This window comes from Bacillus sp. THAF10 (assembly GCF_009363695.1).
Taxonomy (GTDB): Bacteria; Bacillota; Bacilli; order Bacillales; family Bacillaceae_I; genus Sutcliffiella_A.
The window spans coordinates 1,894,841-1,914,375 of sequence record NZ_CP045403.1 but is presented as its reverse complement, the minus strand read 5'-3'; the positions used below and the strand labels follow the sequence as shown (position 1 = coordinate 1,914,375).

17 protein-coding genes are annotated in these 19,535 nt (G+C 37.2%); 7 read left to right on the top strand and 10 right to left on the bottom strand.

The window, feature by feature from the left end; translation table 11 throughout:
* Positions 1-64: 64 nt before the first annotated feature.
* From FIU87_RS10015 to FIU87_RS09995, 5 genes are all read left to right on the top strand, one after another.
* Positions 65-508 carry a hypothetical protein gene (locus FIU87_RS10015; protein ID WP_152444463.1) on the top strand — a complete coding sequence of 148 codons (444 nt, stop codon included), beginning with the start codon at positions 65-67 and terminating at the stop codon, positions 506-508.
* Positions 509-576: 68 nt separating this feature from the next.
* Positions 577-834 carry a CPCC family cysteine-rich protein gene (locus FIU87_RS10010; protein ID WP_152444462.1) on the top strand — a complete coding sequence of 86 codons (258 nt, stop codon included), beginning with the start codon at positions 577-579 and terminating at the stop codon, positions 832-834.
* 242 nt (positions 835-1,076) lie between these two features.
* Entirely contained in the window at positions 1,077-1,439 is a 363-nt protein-coding gene (locus FIU87_RS10005; RefSeq protein WP_152444461.1) for a hypothetical protein, read from the top strand.
* Positions 1,440-1,830: 391 nt separating this feature from the next.
* Entirely contained in the window at positions 1,831-2,502 is a 672-nt protein-coding gene (locus FIU87_RS10000) for a VanZ family protein (protein WP_172971015.1), read from the top strand.
* Positions 2,503-2,735: 233 nt separating this feature from the next.
* Positions 2,736-3,389 (top strand): HAD family hydrolase, encoded by a 654-nt coding sequence (locus tag FIU87_RS09995; RefSeq protein ID WP_152444459.1) that lies wholly within the window; start codon positions 2,736-2,738, stop codon positions 3,387-3,389.
* 329 nt (positions 3,390-3,718) lie between these two features.
* On the opposite strand, the gene FIU87_RS09990 is transcribed toward FIU87_RS09995, so the two are convergent.
* From FIU87_RS09990 to FIU87_RS09975, 4 genes are all read right to left on the bottom strand, one after another.
* Entirely contained in the window at positions 3,719-4,288 is a 570-nt protein-coding gene (locus tag FIU87_RS09990) for a cysteine hydrolase family protein (RefSeq protein WP_152444458.1), read from the bottom strand.
* Positions 4,289-4,381: 93 nt separating this feature from the next.
* Entirely contained in the window at positions 4,382-6,820 is a 2,439-nt protein-coding gene (parC, locus tag FIU87_RS09985; protein WP_152444457.1) for a DNA topoisomerase IV subunit A, read from the bottom strand.
* Positions 6,821-6,823: 3 nt separating this feature from the next.
* Positions 6,824-8,788, bottom strand: a complete 1,965-nt coding sequence (parE, locus tag FIU87_RS09980; protein WP_253905549.1) for a DNA topoisomerase IV subunit B — start codon at positions 8,786-8,788, stop codon at positions 6,824-6,826.
* Positions 8,789-9,022: 234 nt separating this feature from the next.
* Positions 9,023-9,436: a CoA-binding protein gene (locus FIU87_RS09975; RefSeq protein ID WP_152444455.1), complete on the bottom strand. Its 414-nt coding sequence runs from the start codon at positions 9,434-9,436 to the stop codon at positions 9,023-9,025.
* A 183-nt stretch (positions 9,437-9,619) separates the two neighbouring features.
* Here FIU87_RS09975 and plsY point away from each other — a divergent pair, with 183 nt between their 5' ends.
* A complete protein-coding gene (plsY, locus tag FIU87_RS09970) occupies positions 9,620-10,225 on the top strand; it encodes a glycerol-3-phosphate 1-O-acyltransferase PlsY (RefSeq protein WP_152444454.1) in 606 nt (201 codons plus the stop codon).
* A gap of 173 nt (positions 10,226-10,398) precedes the next feature.
* Here the strand turns inward: plsY and FIU87_RS09965 are convergent, their stop codons facing one another.
* The 6 genes from FIU87_RS09965 to FIU87_RS09940 all read right to left on the bottom strand — a co-directional run bounded on the left by FIU87_RS09965 (position 10,399) and on the right by FIU87_RS09940 (position 18,113).
* A complete protein-coding gene (locus FIU87_RS09965; protein WP_152444453.1) occupies positions 10,399-10,866 on the bottom strand; it encodes an 8-oxo-dGTP diphosphatase in 468 nt (155 codons plus the stop codon).
* Complete coding sequence (locus FIU87_RS09960) at positions 10,853-11,281, bottom strand: VOC family protein (RefSeq protein WP_152444452.1); 429 nt, start codon at positions 11,279-11,281, stop codon at positions 10,853-10,855. Before FIU87_RS09960 ends, FIU87_RS09965 begins: the two co-directional genes overlap by 14 nt.
* Positions 11,282-11,366: 85 nt before the next feature.
* Positions 11,367-11,942: a histidine phosphatase family protein gene (locus tag FIU87_RS09955; RefSeq protein WP_152444451.1), complete on the bottom strand. Its 576-nt coding sequence runs from the start codon at positions 11,940-11,942 to the stop codon at positions 11,367-11,369.
* Positions 11,943-12,214: 272 nt separating this feature from the next.
* Positions 12,215-12,985, bottom strand: coding sequence for a sporulation protein (locus tag FIU87_RS09950; protein WP_152444450.1), 771 nt, complete (start codon positions 12,983-12,985; stop codon positions 12,215-12,217).
* A 129-nt stretch (positions 12,986-13,114) separates the two neighbouring features.
* Entirely contained in the window at positions 13,115-16,159 is a 3,045-nt protein-coding gene (locus FIU87_RS09945; protein ID WP_152444449.1) for an efflux RND transporter permease subunit, read from the bottom strand.
* A gap of 175 nt (positions 16,160-16,334) precedes the next feature.
* Positions 16,335-18,113, bottom strand: coding sequence for a S9 family peptidase (locus FIU87_RS09940; protein WP_152444448.1), 1,779 nt, complete (start codon positions 18,111-18,113; stop codon positions 16,335-16,337).
* Between the two features lie 154 nt (positions 18,114-18,267).
* On the opposite strand from FIU87_RS09940, the gene FIU87_RS09935 reads away from it, so the two are divergent.
* A complete protein-coding gene (locus FIU87_RS09935; protein WP_152444447.1) occupies positions 18,268-19,449 on the top strand; it encodes a CapA family protein in 1,182 nt (393 codons plus the stop codon).
* The last annotated feature ends 86 nt before the right edge of the window (positions 19,450-19,535 follow it).

Sequence of the window (19,535 nt, the reverse complement as noted above, 5' to 3'; positions counted from 1 at the left end):
TTCTCAAATGAGCAAAATAATTATATTGCATTAACTAATATTAACCAAGATAAGGAGGATGAATATGGAAGGCTCTTGGGAAGGGTTTTTAGATTTAATTGGTTTAACTCAAGATATAAGACAAAAAACTGAGTTAAAGACATTAATTGAATTCCCATTAGCAGAACCAAAACCAGACTTGTTAATAAGCTTATTTGATTGCACAAGAAGTATTTATGGTTCTGAAAAATGCACGATTCTTTGGTGGTATGAATCAAGCTGCATTAAAGGTAAAAATATAAGTAATCCATTTACTAAAATCATTAGCAAAGATGATTTAATATATTTACAGAGTCTATGGGAAAGAATTGCTGGGGATTATATTTTGTTTTTGCCTGAAGATTTTAATGCAAAATTTGATACCAGTGATGAAGAAGAGTTTATTGGAATCTGCTTAATCAAATACTCTCAGTTATTATTAAAAACTCCTGATGCAAATGAAGTGTTGTATTTACGTATAAATGAATGAATTTTTTTATTAAGACAAATCGGAGCGATTGTTCAAAATTGAAGACTTAATCAAGGCAAGGTGAACAGATGAGAAAAAACATATATTTTTGTCCATGCTGTGGTTATAAAACATTAGAATCTAAGCCACCTGGAACTTTTGAAATTTGTGAAATCTGTTTTTGGGAAGATGACGATTTACAATTTAATAATCATGATTATGCAGGCGGCGCAAATGAATCTTCTTTACGGCAATATCAAAAAGGTTTCTTAGAAGGACGTTTCATTAATCGAAAACCTAGTGAAAATGATGAGCGTAAACCAAACTGGAAACCATTAAAAAACTAAATTTTTCATCTTATTAAATAAAACATCGATCTTCAGCTATCGGGCGAGATTCTTGAACCAAGATATGCGCTAATTTTCATTATTGGTCCATTTAATTAAAGACCGGCAACCGAAATTCAATTTTCGTAGCTAGGATAGAGTATCCTTAGGATGTACTAATCAAATACACCAAATAGTGGTAAGACATTTGTGAGAAAATATAATAAAATAAGTTTATCTAAATATTCGAGGAGGAATGAACTATGACATCAGAAAGCCATGCTTTCACTCAAAAGCAAATTGCAGAGTCATTTTCTAATGGTAATTTTGAACCTACTTTTCCATTTCTAGCAAAGAAAATTGAATGGAATATCGTTGGTGACAAAACCTTAGTAGGTAGGGAAGCTGTAATAGAAGAGTGCAAGCAAATTTCAAATTATTTCAAAACTATAACCACTAAATTCACTACCTTGAATGTAATTTCCGAAAAAAAATGCGTTGCAGTAAATGGAACAGCTGAATTTATTAGAAATGGTGAACAATTATCTTCGGTTTCAGCCTGTGATGTCTATATTTTTAATGATAGAAATGAACTGCAAAGAATTGATTCTTATTGTATCAAATAAGACGATTTACCTGTAAAAGGTACCTGTTAAGGCTTACAAGGATGGAAGTTCTGCAACAATCGGCCGCGATCCTTGAATAAGGATTAGCGCTCATTTTCATTTATATGGAAGAATATAGAGTTACTAATTGTAAGATATATTTGGATAAAAGACTTTTGTGTCAATATACTTAATACTTTTGTGTTGCTCTTCAAAAGTGACGAGTGACACAAAAGTATTAAAAACATTGTGAGAGCTGTTATATATTTTATATTCCATTAAATGGCCATAATCTTGAATACAAGGAAATGCAAAACTGGATATTTATGCTAAAATATTAGAGGTTGAAAAAGAATACCTAAAGCTAAATAAGTAAGATCGTTAAACCTAAATTGATATGAGGAGAAGAATTATGAAGAAATACATATTATTAGTTTTCCCACTTATTTTTTACGGGCAAAGACTTTGGGTATATTTTAGAGATGTGTTTTCTTATTTACCATTTATTATCCAAATTCTTCTGCATTTAGCTATTATCTTAGTTTGTATGATTTTCCTATTAAGACGTACAAGATTAAAAAATGTGTTTGATTGGTTCATTGGTATCTGTTTTTCTGTGTATTTTTGCATATTGTATTATAATACGGTTGAATTTATGTTTTTTTTGGAAGATGCCAATTACTCTTTGGAAAACTTAAAATACATAGCCCATACTGTAAATCTAGTACCAATTAAAGGGATCATAGATGTTCTTCGATACAATCCATATGCGTTGTTTCAAATTGCTGGGAATGTCATTATGCTTACTCCACTTGCATTTGCTATGCTTTATTTCAAGTGGGCAAAGAGTGTTAAACAAGCTATTTTGTACTCATTTTTTTGTACAATGGGGATTGAACTGGTTCAGTTCTTACAAAGTATTTTAGGTTCGGTGTTTGGAATAGGGTTGGGAAGAAGTTCGGATATAGATGATGTGATTTTAAATACAATAGGGGCAATAGTAGGCGTTGGCTGTTATTTTCTTTGGAGAAAAATCGAAAAATTATTTGTTCAGACTAGAAAAAAATATACTGTATCTGTTTAATTTTTTTGTTCTGTTAAAGGGCGCTTTCCTTGAGTATATAAAGTGTCCTTTTTCTTGTATTGCGTAGTACAAACACTGCGCCTCAATTTCGTGTTTATGAATATTTTTATAGAACTAGGATTAATGAATAAATAATAGCGCTTTGATTATATTTGAGACAGATATTTGGAGAAGGTAATTAGGTTAATGTTAAAGAAATAAAAAGAATTGTGTTTCTTGGGAGAGGATGCAAAATGATTAAGGCTGTCATATTTGATTTAGATGGAACTTTGCTAAACCGAGATGAATCAGTTAAGAAGTTTATTAATAATCAATATGAGCGATTGAATAAATGGGTAGGGCATATACCAAAAGAGGAATACACCACAAGGTTTATTGAGTTAGATTGCCGTGGGTATGTTTGGAAAGATAAAGTGTATCAACAATTAGTCGATGAATTTGGAATTGGGGTTAACTGGGAAAGTTTACTTCAGGATTATATAAGTGAATTTAAGAATAGTTGCGTTCCTTTTCCTAATCTACTAAATATGTTAGAAGATTTGAGAAAGAACAACCTTATATTAGGAATAATTACAAATGGATATGGGCAATTTCAATTGGATAATATAAAGGCTTTAGGTATTGAAGAGTATTTTCAAACTATTTTAGTTTCTGAATGGGAAGGAATAAAAAAACCTGACTCTCAAATATTTAAAAGAGCCTTGGAGAAGCTGAATGTTTCAGCTAATGAAAGTATATTTGTTGGTGACCACCCAGAAAATGATGTGAAAGCTGCTCAAAAAGTAGGGATGAAAGGAATTTGGAAAAAAGATTTTCAATGGGAAGATGTCAAAGCAGATATAATAGTAGATGATCTTGCGGAATTACCTTTAATTATAAAAAATTAAAACAACCAATTAATTGAGTCCTGATAAACTAACTGATAGAAGAGTAGATTTTATTGCTTTAAATTGCGCATTTCCGAAATAAGGATCTCCGTTTTTTTTCATGAAAGTGTCATTTATTTGAAGATAATTCTGCATTAAATAAGAATATAAGGTCAAATGGTGTTTTTCACTCTAAAAAACTGTTAGGGTAATCGTTCTACTTTTTTATTTTATTAGTTTACATAATATCTATTATAGGAAGTCGAGGATTAATGAACTTTCCTGTATCAAAATCTAAGTATACTCTTGATAGTGAGATGAAAAATGAATTTTTTTAAAAAAGCCCAACATTAAAATGTTTGGGCTTTTTTCATGCTGATTACTTTTATGATATCTTCTGTTGAAACGACTTCTGCAAATTCATGATGTAATGCAGCTAGTGCGTGTCGATGTACATCTTCTGCAGATAAATGTAATCCATCATGAGATGTCATTTCAAAAGCTGCTGTTGCATCCTCACAAACGTATGTTCTATAACCGAGATTTCCTGCCATTCGAACCGTCGTAGATACGCAATGATTGGCTGTTAACCCCACAACAACTAATGTTTGATAGTTATTGTTTTTTAAATATTGATCTAAATCTGTACCGATAAAACTGCTGTTCACGCTTTTTCGAATTAAATATTCGTCCTTAAAAGGCTCGAACCCTTCTTTTAGGGTAAATCCAGGTTTGCTTGGGTGTAATGTTGAAGATGGATTTTGTGATGCGTGCTGAACATGAATAATCGGAAGCTCATTTTCTCTCCATACTTTTAATAACTCCAGCATGTTGCTTTCTGCCTTTGGATTACTTCTTTTTCCCCAGGATGGCTCTTCGAATGCTTTTTGAACATCTACTACAAGTAATACTGGTTTCATATATATCCCCCTCTCCCCTTCTATTCTATTATGTACCTAAAAGAGAATTGATGACAAGAAAACCGCTTCTCCAATGAGAAGCGGTTTTTGATATTATTTATTGATTTCTTCTTTTGGGGTTTCTACCCACATTTCCTTTACATCTCCAGCGTCCTGTTGGTCTAATACAAAGGAACCGTTAGAGTAGCGATCGTTATTGCGGTAAGAGGTTGCTGCAAGCTTTTCCACTGTACCTTTTTCTGATTGAACGTACACATTGCTTTCTGCTTCCACTAGATCAATGGCTGCTACTTGATGTGGATTATTTTTCACTTCACGAAGCATCACAAGTCCACGTTTTGCGCGACTGCCTCGATCAAACTCGGTAATCTTCATCTTTTTGACTGCTCCGCGTTGTGTGGCAAGGAAAAGGACTGCTTTTGCATCTTTATCAAATACAAGTCCATTCACCACATAATCCTTGTCCTTTAGGTTAATCCCTTTCACACCTGCTGCTCGTGCACCGACTACATTAATTTCCTCTTCAGAAAACCATAGTCCATACCCATGTCTTGTTGCTAAAAAGATGTCTTGTGCTCCTTCTGTTAGGTACACATTCACTAATTGGTCATCTGCCTTTAGGTTTACTGCCATTAACGGTTTGGAGTAGCGCTGCGCTTTGTATGCTTGTAAATCTGTTTTCTTTACCATGCCATTTCGTGTAACAAACAACAAATATTTCGGTTCTTCAAAATTGCTCACTGGAATAGCTTTTATAATGACTTCATCGCGATCTATTGGTACGATGTTTGCCACATGCTGCCCCATATCTTTCCAACGAATATCAGGAAGCTCATGTACTGGGAGATACAGATAATTTCCTTTATTCGTAAATAAGAGCAAGGTTTGCGTGGTATTGATGTCGAGCTTGGCGATGATACGATCTGTTTCCTTCATGCCAAAATCCTGCCCATTTGAAGCAGAGTAAGACCTTAAGCTCGTCCGTTTTACATAGCCATCTTTCGTGACTGTCACAATAACATCCTCAGAAGGAATCATCACTTCTAGGTTAATTTTTATTTCTTCAATTTGGTCTTCAATTTTTGATCTGCGGTCATTTGTGTAAAGCTTTTTTACACGCTTTAAATCTGTTTTGATGACAGTTAATAGCTTCTTCTCACTTGCTAAGATGGATTCTAGCTCTGCTACTTTTTTCGCAAGCTCATCTGATTCTGCTTGAAGTGCGGTAATATCCGTATTAGTCAAACGGTAGAGCTGTAAGGATACGATTGCTTCTGCCTGTGGCTCGGTAAAATCAAACTTTGCAATTAAATTATCCTTTGCATCTCGTTTATCTTTAGACGCACGAATCGTTGCAATGACTTCATCAAGGATAGAAAGTGCTTTCATCAAGCCTTCTACAACATGCTGACGGTCTTTTGCTCTTTCCAATTCGTACCTTGATCGATTGGAGATTACTTCTTTTTGATGGTTAATATACGCATCTAAAAAGTGTGGCAACCCCATTAATGTTGGACGTTTGTTATAGATGGCCACCATATTGAAATTATATGTAATCTGTAAATCTGTATTTTTGTATAAGTAGTGCAAAATACCATTTGCGTCTGCTTCTTTTTTCAGTTCAATGACAATTCTAAGCCCCGTGCGGTCTGTTTCATCTCGCACTTCTGCAATGCCATCTACTTTTTTATCAAATCGAAGTTCATCAATTTTCTTTACCAGATTTGCTTTGTTCACTTCATATGGGACTTCTGTGATGACAATTTGCTGTTTTCCACCACGAATGGTCTCAACCTCTGCTAACCCTCTGACAATAATTTTGCCTTTTCCAGTTTCATAGGCTTTCTTAATGCCTTCTATACCTTGGATAATCCCACCGGTCGGAAAGTCTGGGCCTTTAACTACGGTCATCAATTCATCTACGGAAACATCAGGGTTATCAATGCGCATAATGGTCGCATCTATGACCTCTCCTAAATGATGTGGGGGAATGTCTGTTGCGTATCCAGCAGAAATCCCCGTGGAACCATTCACCAACAGGTTTGGGTACATTGCTGGCAATACTATTGGTTCTTGTGAAGTATCATCAAAGTTTGGAATAAATTCTACCGTTTTTTTGTCAATGTCTCGTAAAAGCTCAGAAGCTATGGGTGACAGACGTGCCTCCGTGTAACGCATTGCTGCAGGTGGATCGCCGTCAATACTTCCGTTGTTTCCGTGCATTTCAATGAGCATGTTACGTACTTTCCAATCTTGACTCATACGAACCATCGCATCGTATACAGAGGAATCTCCGTGTGGATGGAAGTTACCGATAACATTACCGACCGTCTTTGCTGACTTGCGGAAAGGTTTATCTGCAAGGTTTCCTTCTGCATACATCGCATACAGAATTCTTCGTTGAACAGGCTTTAAGCCATCTCGTGCATCTGGTAGGGCACGTTCTTGAATAATATATTTACTATAACGTCCAAATCGGTCGCCTAATACTTCCTCTAGGGGTAAGTCATGAAATTTCTCTGTTTGTGTCATCTGTTATCCCTCCTCAGCGACCAAAAGGTTATCATTTTCTAAAATATTCGGATCTTCTTCTAAGCCAAATGCCACATGGCTTTCAATCCATTTTCGTCTAGGTTCTACTTTATCTCCCATTAAGGTTGTGACACGGCGTTCTGCACGAGCTGCATCATCAATACGCACGCGAATAAGCGTCCGTGTGTCAGGATTCATCGTCGTTTCCCAAAGCTGATCGGCATTCATTTCACCAAGCCCCTTATAGCGCTGGATAGTGTAACCTTTGCCAATTTTTTTGATAGCTCCCTGCAGCTCTTCATCGGACCATGCATATTCCAACACTTCCTTTTTCCCAGACCCTTTACTTACTTTGTACAATGGAGGAAGTGCAATAAAGACCTTACCTGCTTCAATGAGCGGCTTCATATAACGGTAAAAGAATGTCAGCAACAGCACCTGAATGTGAGCACCATCCGTATCTGCGTCAGTCATGATAACAATCTTATCGTAGTTGATGTCATCCACTGTGAAATCTGGGCCAACACCCCCGCCGATAGCATGGATAATCGTATTAATTTCCTCATTCTTAAAAATATCTGCAAGCTTGGCTTTTTCAGTGTTAATTACCTTACCACGTAGGGGAAGTACAGCTTGAAAGCGTCTGTCACGCCCTTGCTTCGCTGATCCGCCTGCAGAATCACCCTCTACTAAATAGATTTCATTTTTTTGAGGATTGCGTGTCTGAGCAGGGGTCAATTTTCCACTTAACATGGCATCGGAGCGCTTACGCTTTTTGCCGCTTCTAGCATCTTCCCTAGCTTTTCTTGCTGCCTCACGAGCTTGATAGGCTTTGATAGATTTTTTTACAAGCATGGAGCTTGTCTCTGGATTTTCTTCTAAAAAGTAGGCCAAATGCTCAGATACGACACTATCTACAGCAGATCGTGCTTCACTTGTCCCAAGCTTTCCTTTTGTTTGTCCTTCAAACTGGAGAAGTTCCTCAGGAATCCGAACAGATACAATTGCAGAAAGTCCCTCGCGTATATCCGATCCATCTAGATTTTTATCTTTTTCTTTCAGCAAATTCACTTTTCGAGCGTATTCATTAAAAATACGTGTCATGGCCGTTTTGGCTCCAGATTCATGCGTGCCTCCATCCTTTGTGCGGACATTGTTCACAAAGGAAAGGATTGTTTCTGAGTATCCATCGTTAAACTGAAAAGCAAAATCTATTTCAATTCCATTTTGTGCGCCTTCAAACGACACAACTGAGTGCAAGGAATCCTTTTCTTCATTCAAATATTCCACAAAAGCTTCAATACCGCTTTCATAATGGAAAACTTCTTTTATGTTATTTCTTTCATCTACTATTTCGATCTTTAAGCCTTTTAAAAGAAAAGCAGATTCTCTCAATCGTTCACATAATGTTTCAAAATTATAAGTAGTGGTACTGAAAATCGTTGGGTCTGGCTTAAAATGAACGGTTGTACCAGTTTGATTTGTTGTTCCAATCTTCTCGAGCGTTGTTGTTGGTTTCCCACCATGAGCAAACCGCTGCTCATAAATGATACCGTCACGCTTAATCGTCACCACTAACCATTCCGAAAGTGCGTTAACAACAGAGGCACCAACACCGTGTAAACCGCCACTTGTCTTATAACCACCTTGTCCGAATTTTCCACCTGCATGTAAAACTGTTAAAATAACTTCGGGGGTAGGTTTTCCCATTTTATGCATTCCAGTGGGCATTCCACGGCCTTTATCCTTTACGCTTATGCTGTTGTCTTTATGTATGGTCACAATGATGTGATCACCAAATCCCCCTAATGCTTCATCTACTGCATTATCAAGGATTTCATAGACTAAGTGGTGAAGTCCTCGTGAGTCTGTGCTTCCGATATACATACCAGGACGCTTACGGACAGCCTCAAGGCCCTCTAACACCTGTATCGCATCATCGTTATAATCAATCGTATTTTTTACCACCAAAAACATACCCCTTTCAATGCTACTGCAAAAAAACTTATCTCTATGTATATGTGCTTGCTACTGATATGCGTTTATACAAACGGTTATCCGTTTATATATTATCATACATTTTTTCGTTGTCTATGTTCTATTGTAATGAGTTGTCAGACTATAGCCAATATCATTTTCGTATTTAGGCGAGAAAAGAATAAAAAATCCTTGTTTTAAATGATAAAACAAGGACATTTCTAGCTATCTTGTTAATGCATGCTCTACTTTTATACAACGATCCATGATTACAGTATAACCTTTATCCTTCAACAAATCATACGTTTTTTGATCCTCTAAACCAAGCTGCGCCCAATAAACATCGGCATCAATTTCTAAAAACTCCTCTGCCACTCCATAAAGATGCTCTGAACGTCTGAAAACATTAACAATATCCACGTGGCCTTCAATATCTTTCAAGCTTGGAACCGCCTTTACTCCTAATACCTTATCTACACTAGGGTTAACTGGTATGATTTCGTAACCAGCGTCTTGCATTGCTTTTGAAACCATATAAGAGGTTCTTTCTGGGTTAGCTGACAGTCCAACAACTGCAATTCGTTTACTCTTTTTTAAAATCTTTCCGATTTCTTCTCTACTAGGTATCTCCATGCTCATCTTCACAACATCCTTTCCAAATATCTTTCATTATTGATTGTTATACCCGATTATTTCAGGTTTCACAACCTGATATTATGACTTACTCTTAAAAAATTCTTCAATATTGCAATAAACCCTTTGCAACATGTCCAAATTAACATATAGTAAAGGTAGCTATAAATACATAAAGGGGTTAATGTAATGATAGAATTTTTAGTAATTATCCTCGCATACATCTTAGGCTCTATCCCTTTTGCACTTGTTGTAGGAAAAATCGGATATGGCATTGACATCCGGGAACACGGAAGCGGGAACCTCGGAGGAACGAACACCTTTCGAACACTTGGGATCAAAGCAGGTTTGATTGTCACCATTTGTGATATTTTAAAAGGAACACTAGCAGCTTCCTTGCCATTTTTGCTCGCAGCAGACATTCATCCATTAATTGCTGGTGCATGTGCAGTGGTTGGTCATGTGTATCCTGTTTTTGCTAAGTTCCGAGGTGGTAAAGCGGTTGCTACTTCCGGTGGTGTACTACTATTCGCAAATCCAGTTTTATTTGGTCTTATGCTATTTTGTTTCTTCTTATTTTTATTCCTAACAAAGTATGTTTCGTTATCCTCCATGCTCACTGGTGTAGCATCAACCATTTATGTTTTATTTGATGGAGATTTGCCACTTATAATCGCTGTTTCATTACTGACGGCATTCGTCATCTTTAAGCATCGAACAAACATAGGAAGAATTATAAATAAAACAGAGCCAAAAATCAGCTGGCTAACATTAAAAAAGAAAAAAGTATCGTAATGAAACATCCGATTTTAATCGGGTGTTTTTTTAGGTTTTTTTCTAAAAAATTGTTTCTTTAAACCAGAAAAAAAGTCGGCTTTAAAACTTCCTCTAAGAACAAAGCACGACAGCAATGTTAATTTCAGGTATTTTATCTTTACGTAGTAGCAACAAAGGTTGCAAAACCTTTTTTAATGCATGGTAACCATTTCTTTTAGTGGCCTATTATGAACTTCATCCCACCTTACATGTTTTTCAAAAGTTCCATCCTGAAAAAAGAGAGGTAACCGCTCCCTAAACCATGATTGCATTGGCAAGGTAAGAGCTTCCTCCAAGGAGACCCATTTCAGCTCTCCTTCTGGGGGATTCTTTAATAGTTCTCCTTCAAAATCGGTTGTGATGTAATTAAACACCATATAGCGTTCTAGGTTCACTTCATTAACATATTCGTCAAGCCCTTTATAAGTAAGGTTATGTACGGTAAGGCCTGTTTCTTCTAACACTTCTCTCTTTGCACCTTCTGTGAGGCTTTCTGGAAACTCTAGTTTTCCTCCTGGAGCAATATATCCAGGGAAGCCTTTTTCATTTGGTCTATTCATAAGTAGAATTTTGTCTCCATCCACAATTAAGCACATCGTATACAGGCTAATTTTCTTCATCGATTACCTCTCTTTCTAATAGGGACGGAGCCACCAGTTCCACTTTTATCCGATCAGGATCTTCAAAAAACACTGCATAATAGTCTTTTCCTCCTGCAAAAGGATGGTTTTCTTGGTATAGAATTGGAATATTTCTTTCCACCAATTTCTCCGTTAATTCGTCCACTTCTCTTCTGCTTTCCACATGGAAGGCGAGATGATTTAACCCAACACGTTTACGATGATAAGAAGGCTCAAGGTACTCATCCTCAGTTTGGACAAATACAAGATAGGTGTCGTTTAGCTTCCAACTATGGCCTTTGTCCCAGCTTTGGTAAGAGGTATAACCTAGTTCTTCTAAAAGCCAGCCCCAAAAAATCTTTGACTCCGCTAGATTTGATACATATAACTCTACGTGGTGTAATATCCCCTTCATTTAACACTTCTCCTCACTAACGAACACATGTTCTATTATAGACTAAACTGAATATCCTTGCAATTTGTTTTGTATTTTACTTATCCTACGTAAGGTGTTTGGTACAATTATATACTTCGCATTCCCAAATACCTTCTCTTACATTAATAGTAGTGACAGAAGTATTTTCAAGATGCGTCTCCATTTTCAAATCTTTTACTAAGTCTCTTAATATATGCCGAATGAAGGAGCCATGGCTGACGACAAGTACTTTTTTATTTGGATGCTTGGTTGTTAAATCTTCCAAAAAGGAGTGTGCACGCTTTAAGACCATTTCCTTTGACTCTATGCCCAAGTCCATCTCCCGCCATTTCTCTCCCCATTTTTCCAACCGCTCCGTTTCCGTTGTGCCTTCTATTTGGCCACCATTGACCTCTCGGATTCTGCTGTCAAGGGTTGCTTCTTTAACATTCATCCGCTTTGCAACGATTTTTGCTGTTTGTTTTGCCCGCTTTAAGTCGCTAGAATATATATAATCCCAGTCTTCATTTTCCATCCGCTTCGCTAGACGTTCAGCGTCGTGAATGCCATCAGAATCAAGAGGAATATCTGAGCTACCTTGTGCTCTTCTCTCTTTATTCCAAACAGTTGTACCGTGTCTAATAAATCCGATTATGGTCATTTTAACACTCCCATTCTATGAATCTATTGAATTTTCAGTTTACTGGAATCATAGCAAAAATACAACTAAACGTATGGCACATCGTAAAAAAACTCGCTTAATGTCGAATGGTCTTTATATTACTTCTATTGGACGATAAAATGAAAAAGTCGCTTATAAATCATCTCGCCAGCTCCTCCAGTCCCCAACCAGCCCTAAATTTCACTTTAAATCCATGAAAAAACCCCAACATCCTTCCATGTTGAGGCTAAAAAGGGATAAAACGAGACCCTTTAGCTATATCTTTGAATTGTTTGTTCTAATTGCTGCTTGAACCCATGTAAATCTTGTGTGGTTACTCGAAGCTTAACAAAAGTTTCATCCATATTTAAAGCTTCAGAAAGTAAACTTCCTAGTCCGCGTGCTCTTCTATCTACTTGTAAATGTAAGTCTACAGAGCTTCCGCTAATATTCAAAAATATCATTTCAATTTCATCAAGACGTCCTCTGAAAGGTCCTGATGTTGGATAGAACTCAAACTCCTGTATAAATGGCAATCTGTTTTTCCACTTGTATGGAGCTGCTTCGCTTTCCACTTTTCTTAGCTGAAAACCCAACTGCTCAGCGGCACCTAAAATGGTAGCGATTAATGGGGATGGCTCCACCACAATCATATCTTTATCACTAGGATCAATGGCATTTTTTATATCTAGCCCTGTTTGTAGCCATACTTTCGTTTTCCCTAAACTGATTGGTGTGTCATGAGGAAGCATAAAAGTAAATGGAATTTCTTTTTTCTCATTTGCTGATATGACAAAGGAATCCACTATCTTCATTTTTTCAAGCACTGCTTGTTGCTGTACTTTTGTATCATTGGATTCTTTTATATAGTTTGTGAGAAGAGATAAATAGATTTCATCGATTTTTTGTTCTGTAGATCCCCCTGTGATTTCTACTACTCCAGATAAAATCTCGCCTGGCTTTACCATGCTAGACGAAAGCTTCGTATCTACCTTTGCTGAACCAATTCCAATACTTGCTAATGCCTTATTAAAAAATGACATTTTCATTCCTCCATTCCATAACGAATATGTGATAACGATTATTTATACGAGACAGGGTAGAAAATAGTTTCACCTTAAAAAAATTTCATGCAGCCCCATCTTTTTAAAGAAGGGGCTGCCGTAAATTATCTATCCTGCAATTTTTGACTCATCGACTTTTTTCGTTTTTTTCTTTCTCATTTTTCTCAAGCCAGCTCCAATGTCATGAAACATCATGTACACGGCTGGAATGAGAACTAACGTGATTAACGTGGAGAACAGAAGGCCCGCAATCACAACAGTCGCTAATGGAGCCTGGTAGTTGCTAGCAGCTCCTGTAGAAATCGCTAATGGTAACATGCCTCCGACTGTCGTCAAGGTTGTCATAAAAATTGGGCGGAGACGATTCACCCCTGCTTCTACAATGGCAGATGACGCATCCATTTCACTTTCTCGTAATTGCTTTGCACGATCAATTAATAAAATAGCATTGTTTAAGACTATCCCTATTAGCATGATGACACCCATACCAGACATTACACTTAATTCGCGTTGTGTAATAAGCAACCCAAGAATCACTCCTGTAAAAGTCATAGGGATAATGGTCATCACAATGATTGGATGCAACAGATGATTAAACTGAACAGCCATCACGACATAAACAAGGAAAATCGCGATCCCTATGATGAGTAGCATATCCATGATCATTTCCTGTTGTTCTTCTAAGCTGCCTCCGACTGAAACCGAATACCCTTCTGGCACTTCAAAATCGTCTATCAAATTCTGAACATCTCGATTTACGGAGCCAAGATCGCGGTTTTCAATATTTGCTAATACTTTTACGACTCTCTCTCCATCCACACGATCAATTTGCGTTGGAGTTTTGGCCTGTTCAAAACTTACATAGGTAGATAATTTTTTCTCGCCTTTTGGTGTGGTTATCTCTACATTTAGAATATCACTTTTATTAGAAAACTTCGTGGAAGGTGCGACAATAATTGGTGTACTTGCTTCATCCTGAAGCGAGCCAATTGGCAGTTGAGTCGTCAGCTTTGTTAATTCACCGTATACTACAAGTGGAGTGATGCCATCTTCTTTCATTGCAGAAGAGTCAAGGACAATCAGCTCTTCATTTAATAGACTACCAAACGAATTGGAGGTCCCAATGATGCCTTCGATGTTGTCTAATTCATCAGAGAGAGAGTCGGTTATTCTGCTTAGTTCCTCGATATTCTCTCCACTCACTTCAATTTGAACTGGGTATCCAGCTCCCATAGCCATGACGGAGGTAACATCCAACACAGGATATTCTTCTTTAAGCTCCAGCAATTCATTTAAAATCCGCTCATTTACTTCTTTCTGTTCTAAGGTTGCTTCTTCTTCAGGCGTCATGTTTACGAGAAGAAACATAAATTCTATTTGGTCTAATACAAAACCTTCTTTTACATCTGGGATGGCGGAAAGCTTTTCATGAATAGCCTCTGCTATTTCGTTCTTCTCTTGTGGGGTAACGCCTTTTTCCACCGCTACCATGAGTTCTGAATATCGATTGTACATATCTGGCATAATGGTCATTGGCACTTTTGTCACAACAGCCATCGATCCGATAAACATCAAGATAAACAGTGCGATGATGCTGTAACGTCTTCTCTTTTTGCCTGTTAACCATGAAATAAACTGCCCATATTTGTTAGCAACTTTGCCATTCCCATTTCCTTTCTTCCGGTGGGACACCTTAAGAAATTTTTGTGATAATGATGGAATCAGCGTAAAGGATACAATCACGGAACTTACAAGTGTGACAATAACTACTACAGAAAGGATAATCATAAACTTTCCTGCTTCTCCACCAAGCAAACCGATTGGCAAAAATACGACAATGGTCGTGAGCATAGAAGCTAAAACAGCTGATGCTACCTCTTTTACACCAGTTAGTACTGCTTCTGTTCCTTTTATGCCTTGCTCTTTTTTACGGTAGATTGACTCTAAAATAACAATAGAAGCATCTACCATCATTCCAATCCCTAATCCTAAAGCAATCAGACTAAGCATGTTAAAGCTGTAATCGAGCACCCACATACTTGCAAAGGTTAACAGGATGGAAAGTGGTATGGATATCCCAATAATGAACGTTGCTCGTAAATTTCGTAAAAATAGTAACAATACCACTAAGGCAAGAATTCCACCTATTAAGATATTGTTTGAGACTCCCTCTACTGCTTCTTTTACATAATCTGCTTGTGTGACGATTTCCTCAAATTCAAAGCCGGTAACCAAGCCCTCTTCTTTTATTTTTCGAATTTCCTCTCGAACCGCTTCTGCCATTTCTATTTGGGTAAACTCAGGATTACGGCCAATTTGAACTAATATGACATCTTGACTTCCATTCTTCCAAACACCAGAAGATATGTCTCGCACCTGTGTTTGAATTTCTGCGAGCTCCCCTAATTCCTCCGCTCCTTGCATCGTTGGTATCAGAATACTCTTTACATCCTCCACATTAGTGAGAGAAGTGTTCCATCTTACAGTTGGTTGGTTTGTTTCTTCTGAAAGCTCTCCAAATGATGTAATCACATCGGATTGCTGAATCACTTGAATGACTTGCTCTGCACTAAGTCCAACTTCTACTAATTTATCATTATCAAATGTAATGACCACTTCATTTTCTTCTACCCCATCAAACTTAACATCGCTAACCTCTGGTAGTGTTTCTAACCTAGGTTCTACTACATTCTTCGCAAAATCAGTGATCTCTTGCATATTATCACTAGACAGGTCCATGTAAAATTCATATTCTTGGGCTGTCGTTAATTGAAAACTATTAATATATTGAACGCCATTAATTTGTGACTGTAAGGGACTCACTGCAGCATCAATCGCTTTATGTACTTCATCCCCTCTACCCTCTTCAATCATCACAGTAATGGATGATTTACCAATATAGGAAGCGGAAGAGTGAGACTCCACACCATCTAGCCCGCTTAAAATTTGTTCAATTGGCTTCGTAATTTTTTCTTCCACATCCAGAACAGGCATTTCCCCTGCATCTATCTGAATTATTGTCATATCAAAGGCAATTGGCGGCATTAATTCTTGATCTATTTTTAATAAGGCATATAACCCAATTACAAACACAAACACCACCATAAGGCCTACTGCAATCTTTCTTTTTAATATTCCATTCAAAAATGACATAATCAATTCCCCCCTATTAGCAATTCATGAATAATTTTCCAACTCCCATCATTGATTATATGTGCCGTATAAAGAAATATAAAGGTAAATTTGGAAAATACATCTCCAGGCTGAGAAGACGGTAAGCCTTAGGGACAAAAAAACCGAGGGAAGATACCCTCGGCTCCACCTTTACTTATAGATGCTTTTCTACAAAGTTCAAAATTGCTTGGAACACCTTAATCTCATTTTCTTTTTTCGAGAATCCATGGCCTTCATCCTCAAGCACAAGATACTCTACATCCCGCCCTTTTTCCTTTAGGGCTTCTACTATCTGATCGGATTCTTGTTTCACCACTCGAGGATCATTTGCTCCTTGAATAATAAGCATCGGCTTTGTCATGGTTTCCAGATAAGTGATTGGTGAATCTTCCGTAAGCTTCTCTTTATCCTCAACAGGATCTCCTACCCATTGCTTCATTACAGGCTTCCAATGGTCCGGAACAGACTCAATAAAGGAGAAGAGGTTGCTTACACCAAAAATGTCAATAACCGCCTTGAAATATTCTGGATGACGCCCATGAAGTAAAAGTGCCATATATCCTCCATAGCTTCCACCCATCAAAAAGATTTTATCTCTTTCTGCATATCCATTAGTTATCAACCACTCAAGCCCAGTAATATTATCTAGACGAGGGCCATACCCCCAATCTCCTTCTACCATCTTCATATAAGAAAGACCATAGTTAGAAGAACCACGGAAGTTAGGTGCAAAAATGCTATATCCTCTGTTAATCATAAATTGGAAATAAGAGCGGAAAAATTTTCGTTCTGAAGCTTGCGGACCACCGTGTGGCCAAAGCACCACATGACCGTTTGAAACCTCATCTTTTGCTCTGAAAAATAAAGCTTCAATCTCTAATCCATCATAGGATGGATACGTTAGAACTTCGGGCTCACATAAATCCTCTTCTGGTACTGCAGGAACACGGTTGTTTGTTAAGCTAGTCCAGCCTTCCATCTCCATTTTAAAAATGTTAGCTGGTCGAGTAGCATTTTTTCCAAGAAGATAAACCGACCCTTTTTTAGAAAGCACGAGCTTATCAATAATCGATACAGGTGTTTGGATTTCCTTTAGTTCTTTACTCTCTAAACTATAAGTGAATAACTTGTCTTCCACACCTTTTGAGGATACCAAATAAAGCTGTGCACCTTTTTTATCCAAATACATTTCACTCAGCTGTAATGATCCTTGGGTGACTCTTTCAAATGTGTCTGTAGAAATATCGTATCTAGCTAGATAGGAACTGTCGTCACCATAATCTGTAATCATATAAATAGTGTTTTCATCTGTAAAAGCCGCTCCATCCACCGTATGCTGTTCATCTGTATGTGGCGTTAATCTAGTTTCTTTTCCATTCTCAAGCATATATGCCAAGGTATAAGTGTTAGCAAAATGTTTATGTAAAATAAAACGTTGTTCATCCTCTGAAACATCTATTAAGTAAGTAGAGGCATCTTTGCCTTCCACTATCAGTTTCTCTTCGCCGGATTCGACTTCGTATGAATAACAATTTAAATACGTTTTATTATTTTTAGTACTTGTGTAGTAAATCCGCTCCCCATTCTTTGAAAACCTGGCCATCATATGTCGATGTTCTTCATCTACTCGTAAATCCTCGAGGCTTCCACCATTTCTAGGGAGTGCATATAACTGTGATAATTCATTGCCGTCCTCATCAAAGCTTGCCAAAATATACTTACCATTTGGCTCATACTTTATTCCATAACAGCTTTGATTTCTAAATGTGAGCGGGTATGGATATTGATTAGGCAAATCCATCCCCCAAATGTTGTAATGACCTGTCAAGTTCGTACTGAATATTAACTGTGTTTCATCTGGACTCACTGAAAAATCCTCAATGTTAAAAACCTTAAAAAACTGCTCCACTTCTGGTTTTTTGAACACTAACATATAATTTCCCCCTTTATTTCTACCGCATGCTTACTAACATTCGTTATCTGAGACAATATTCCTGCATATTTTTATTTTTCGACCAATTTTGACAAAAAAAGCAATACTTATGTATTATGTTGGAAGAATAAAGATAAAAAAGGGGTTCAATACGATGAAGAAATATTTTTTGCCTGTATTAATTGTAATCGCAATTGGTACCATTTTTTCTATTTTCACGTACAAGCAGTTTGATGCATTTTCTGCCAATAAGTCAGAGGAAGATTCCATGCCATTTTCCATAACCAACCATAAAGATAAAACATGGGTAAAAACGCAAAAATCTTTCCGCTCTGAAGCAACCATCTCTGCTGTAGGAGATCTGTTAATTCACAGCACTGTTTATAATGCAGCTAAAACTGGGGAAAGCAGCTATAATTTTAACCCGATGTTAGAGCGTGTAAAAACATATTTGCAAGAAACAGATATCTCCATTGCTAATCAAGAAACGATCATAGGTGGAACAGAAATTGGTTTATCGAACTACCCTAGCTTTAACTCTCCATTTGAAGTGGCAGATGCCCTTCAGGAAGCAGGAGTGGATATCGTCAGCATTGCCAATAACCATACCCTTGACCGAGGGGAAAAAGCTATCATGAATGCCATTAACCATTATGAGACAATTGGAATGGAATATGTAGGCGGATACAAAAGCGTTGAAGATAAAAAAAGGCTACGAACGATCACGAAAAACGGAATTACATTTTCCTTTTTGTCCTATACATATGGAACAAACGGCATTCCTGTTCCAGAAGGAAAAGAATACTTTGTCAATTTAATTGATAAGGAAGCAATAAAACGAGATGTAAAAGAGGCAAAAGAAAACTCCGATGTTGTAGTGGTTGCGATGCACTGGGGAGTAGAATATATCCTTTATCCAAACAGTGAACAAGAAGAGCTTGCAGAGTACTTAGCTGAGCAAGGTGTGGATATTGTAATAGGTCACCACCCTCATGTTCTCCAGCCTATGAAATTTATTGATCGACCAGATGGGAAGAAAATGTTTGTTGTGTATTCATTGGGCAACTTCCTGTCAGGGCAAAAAGATGATTATAAAGATATCGGTGGAATTGTACAATTAAAGGTCGAGAAGTTTGTAGAGGGGAAAGAAACAACGATTGATATTAAAGTAGATGATTTTATCCCAACCTATGTATCACAAGTCGATCCAACTAAATATCATGTCGTGTTATTAAAAGAAGCGGCAAAATACGGATACGCACAAGGTGAAGGTAAACATCAGGAAATGATGGAGCATATGTATCAATGGTTAAAGGAAGATGAGTTAAGCAACTAAGTGTTTCGTTTGGTTCATAGCGTGGAAATCAGATATAATAAGCATATACGTAAATTGCGTTTAGCGGGAGCATAGATCCTTTTATC

Bases quoted from the DNA above. Each gene is read 5' to 3' on its own strand.
- FIU87_RS09940 (WP_152444448.1), bottom strand. From the start codon at position 18,113: ATGTTAGTGTTCAAAAAACCAGAAGTGGAGCAGTTTTTTAAGGTTTTT.
- FIU87_RS09995 (WP_152444459.1), top strand. From the start codon at position 2,736: ATGATTAAGGCTGTCATATTTGATTTAGATGGAACTTTGCTAAACCGA.
- parC (WP_152444457.1), bottom strand. From the start codon at position 6,820: ATGACACAAACAGAGAAATTTCATGACTTACCCCTAGAGGAAGTATTA.
- FIU87_RS09955 (WP_152444451.1), bottom strand. From the start codon at position 11,942: ATGACCATAATCGGATTTATTAGACACGGTACAACTGTTTGGAATAAA.
- FIU87_RS10010 (WP_152444462.1), top strand. From the start codon at position 577: ATGAGAAAAAACATATATTTTTGTCCATGCTGTGGTTATAAAACATTA.
- FIU87_RS10000 (WP_172971015.1), top strand. From the start codon at position 1,831: ATGAAGAAATACATATTATTAGTTTTCCCACTTATTTTTTACGGGCAA.
- plsY (WP_152444454.1), top strand. From the start codon at position 9,620: ATGATAGAATTTTTAGTAATTATCCTCGCATACATCTTAGGCTCTATC.
- FIU87_RS10005 (WP_152444461.1), top strand. From the start codon at position 1,077: ATGACATCAGAAAGCCATGCTTTCACTCAAAAGCAAATTGCAGAGTCA.
- FIU87_RS09965 (WP_152444453.1), bottom strand. From the start codon at position 10,866: ATGAAGAAAATTAGCCTGTATACGATGTGCTTAATTGTGGATGGAGAC.
- FIU87_RS09975 (WP_152444455.1), bottom strand. From the start codon at position 9,436: ATGAGCATGGAGATACCTAGTAGAGAAGAAATCGGAAAGATTTTAAAA.
- FIU87_RS09935 (WP_152444447.1), top strand. From the start codon at position 18,268: ATGAAGAAATATTTTTTGCCTGTATTAATTGTAATCGCAATTGGTACC.
- FIU87_RS09950 (WP_152444450.1), bottom strand. From the start codon at position 12,985: ATGTCATTTTTTAATAAGGCATTAGCAAGTATTGGAATTGGTTCAGCA.
- FIU87_RS09990 (WP_152444458.1), bottom strand. From the start codon at position 4,288: ATGAAACCAGTATTACTTGTAGTAGATGTTCAAAAAGCATTCGAAGAG.
- FIU87_RS09960 (WP_152444452.1), bottom strand. From the start codon at position 11,281: ATGAAGGGGATATTACACCACGTAGAGTTATATGTATCAAATCTAGCG.
- FIU87_RS10015 (WP_152444463.1), top strand. From the start codon at position 65: ATGGAAGGCTCTTGGGAAGGGTTTTTAGATTTAATTGGTTTAACTCAA.
- FIU87_RS09945 (WP_152444449.1), bottom strand. From the start codon at position 16,159: ATGTCATTTTTGAATGGAATATTAAAAAGAAAGATTGCAGTAGGCCTT.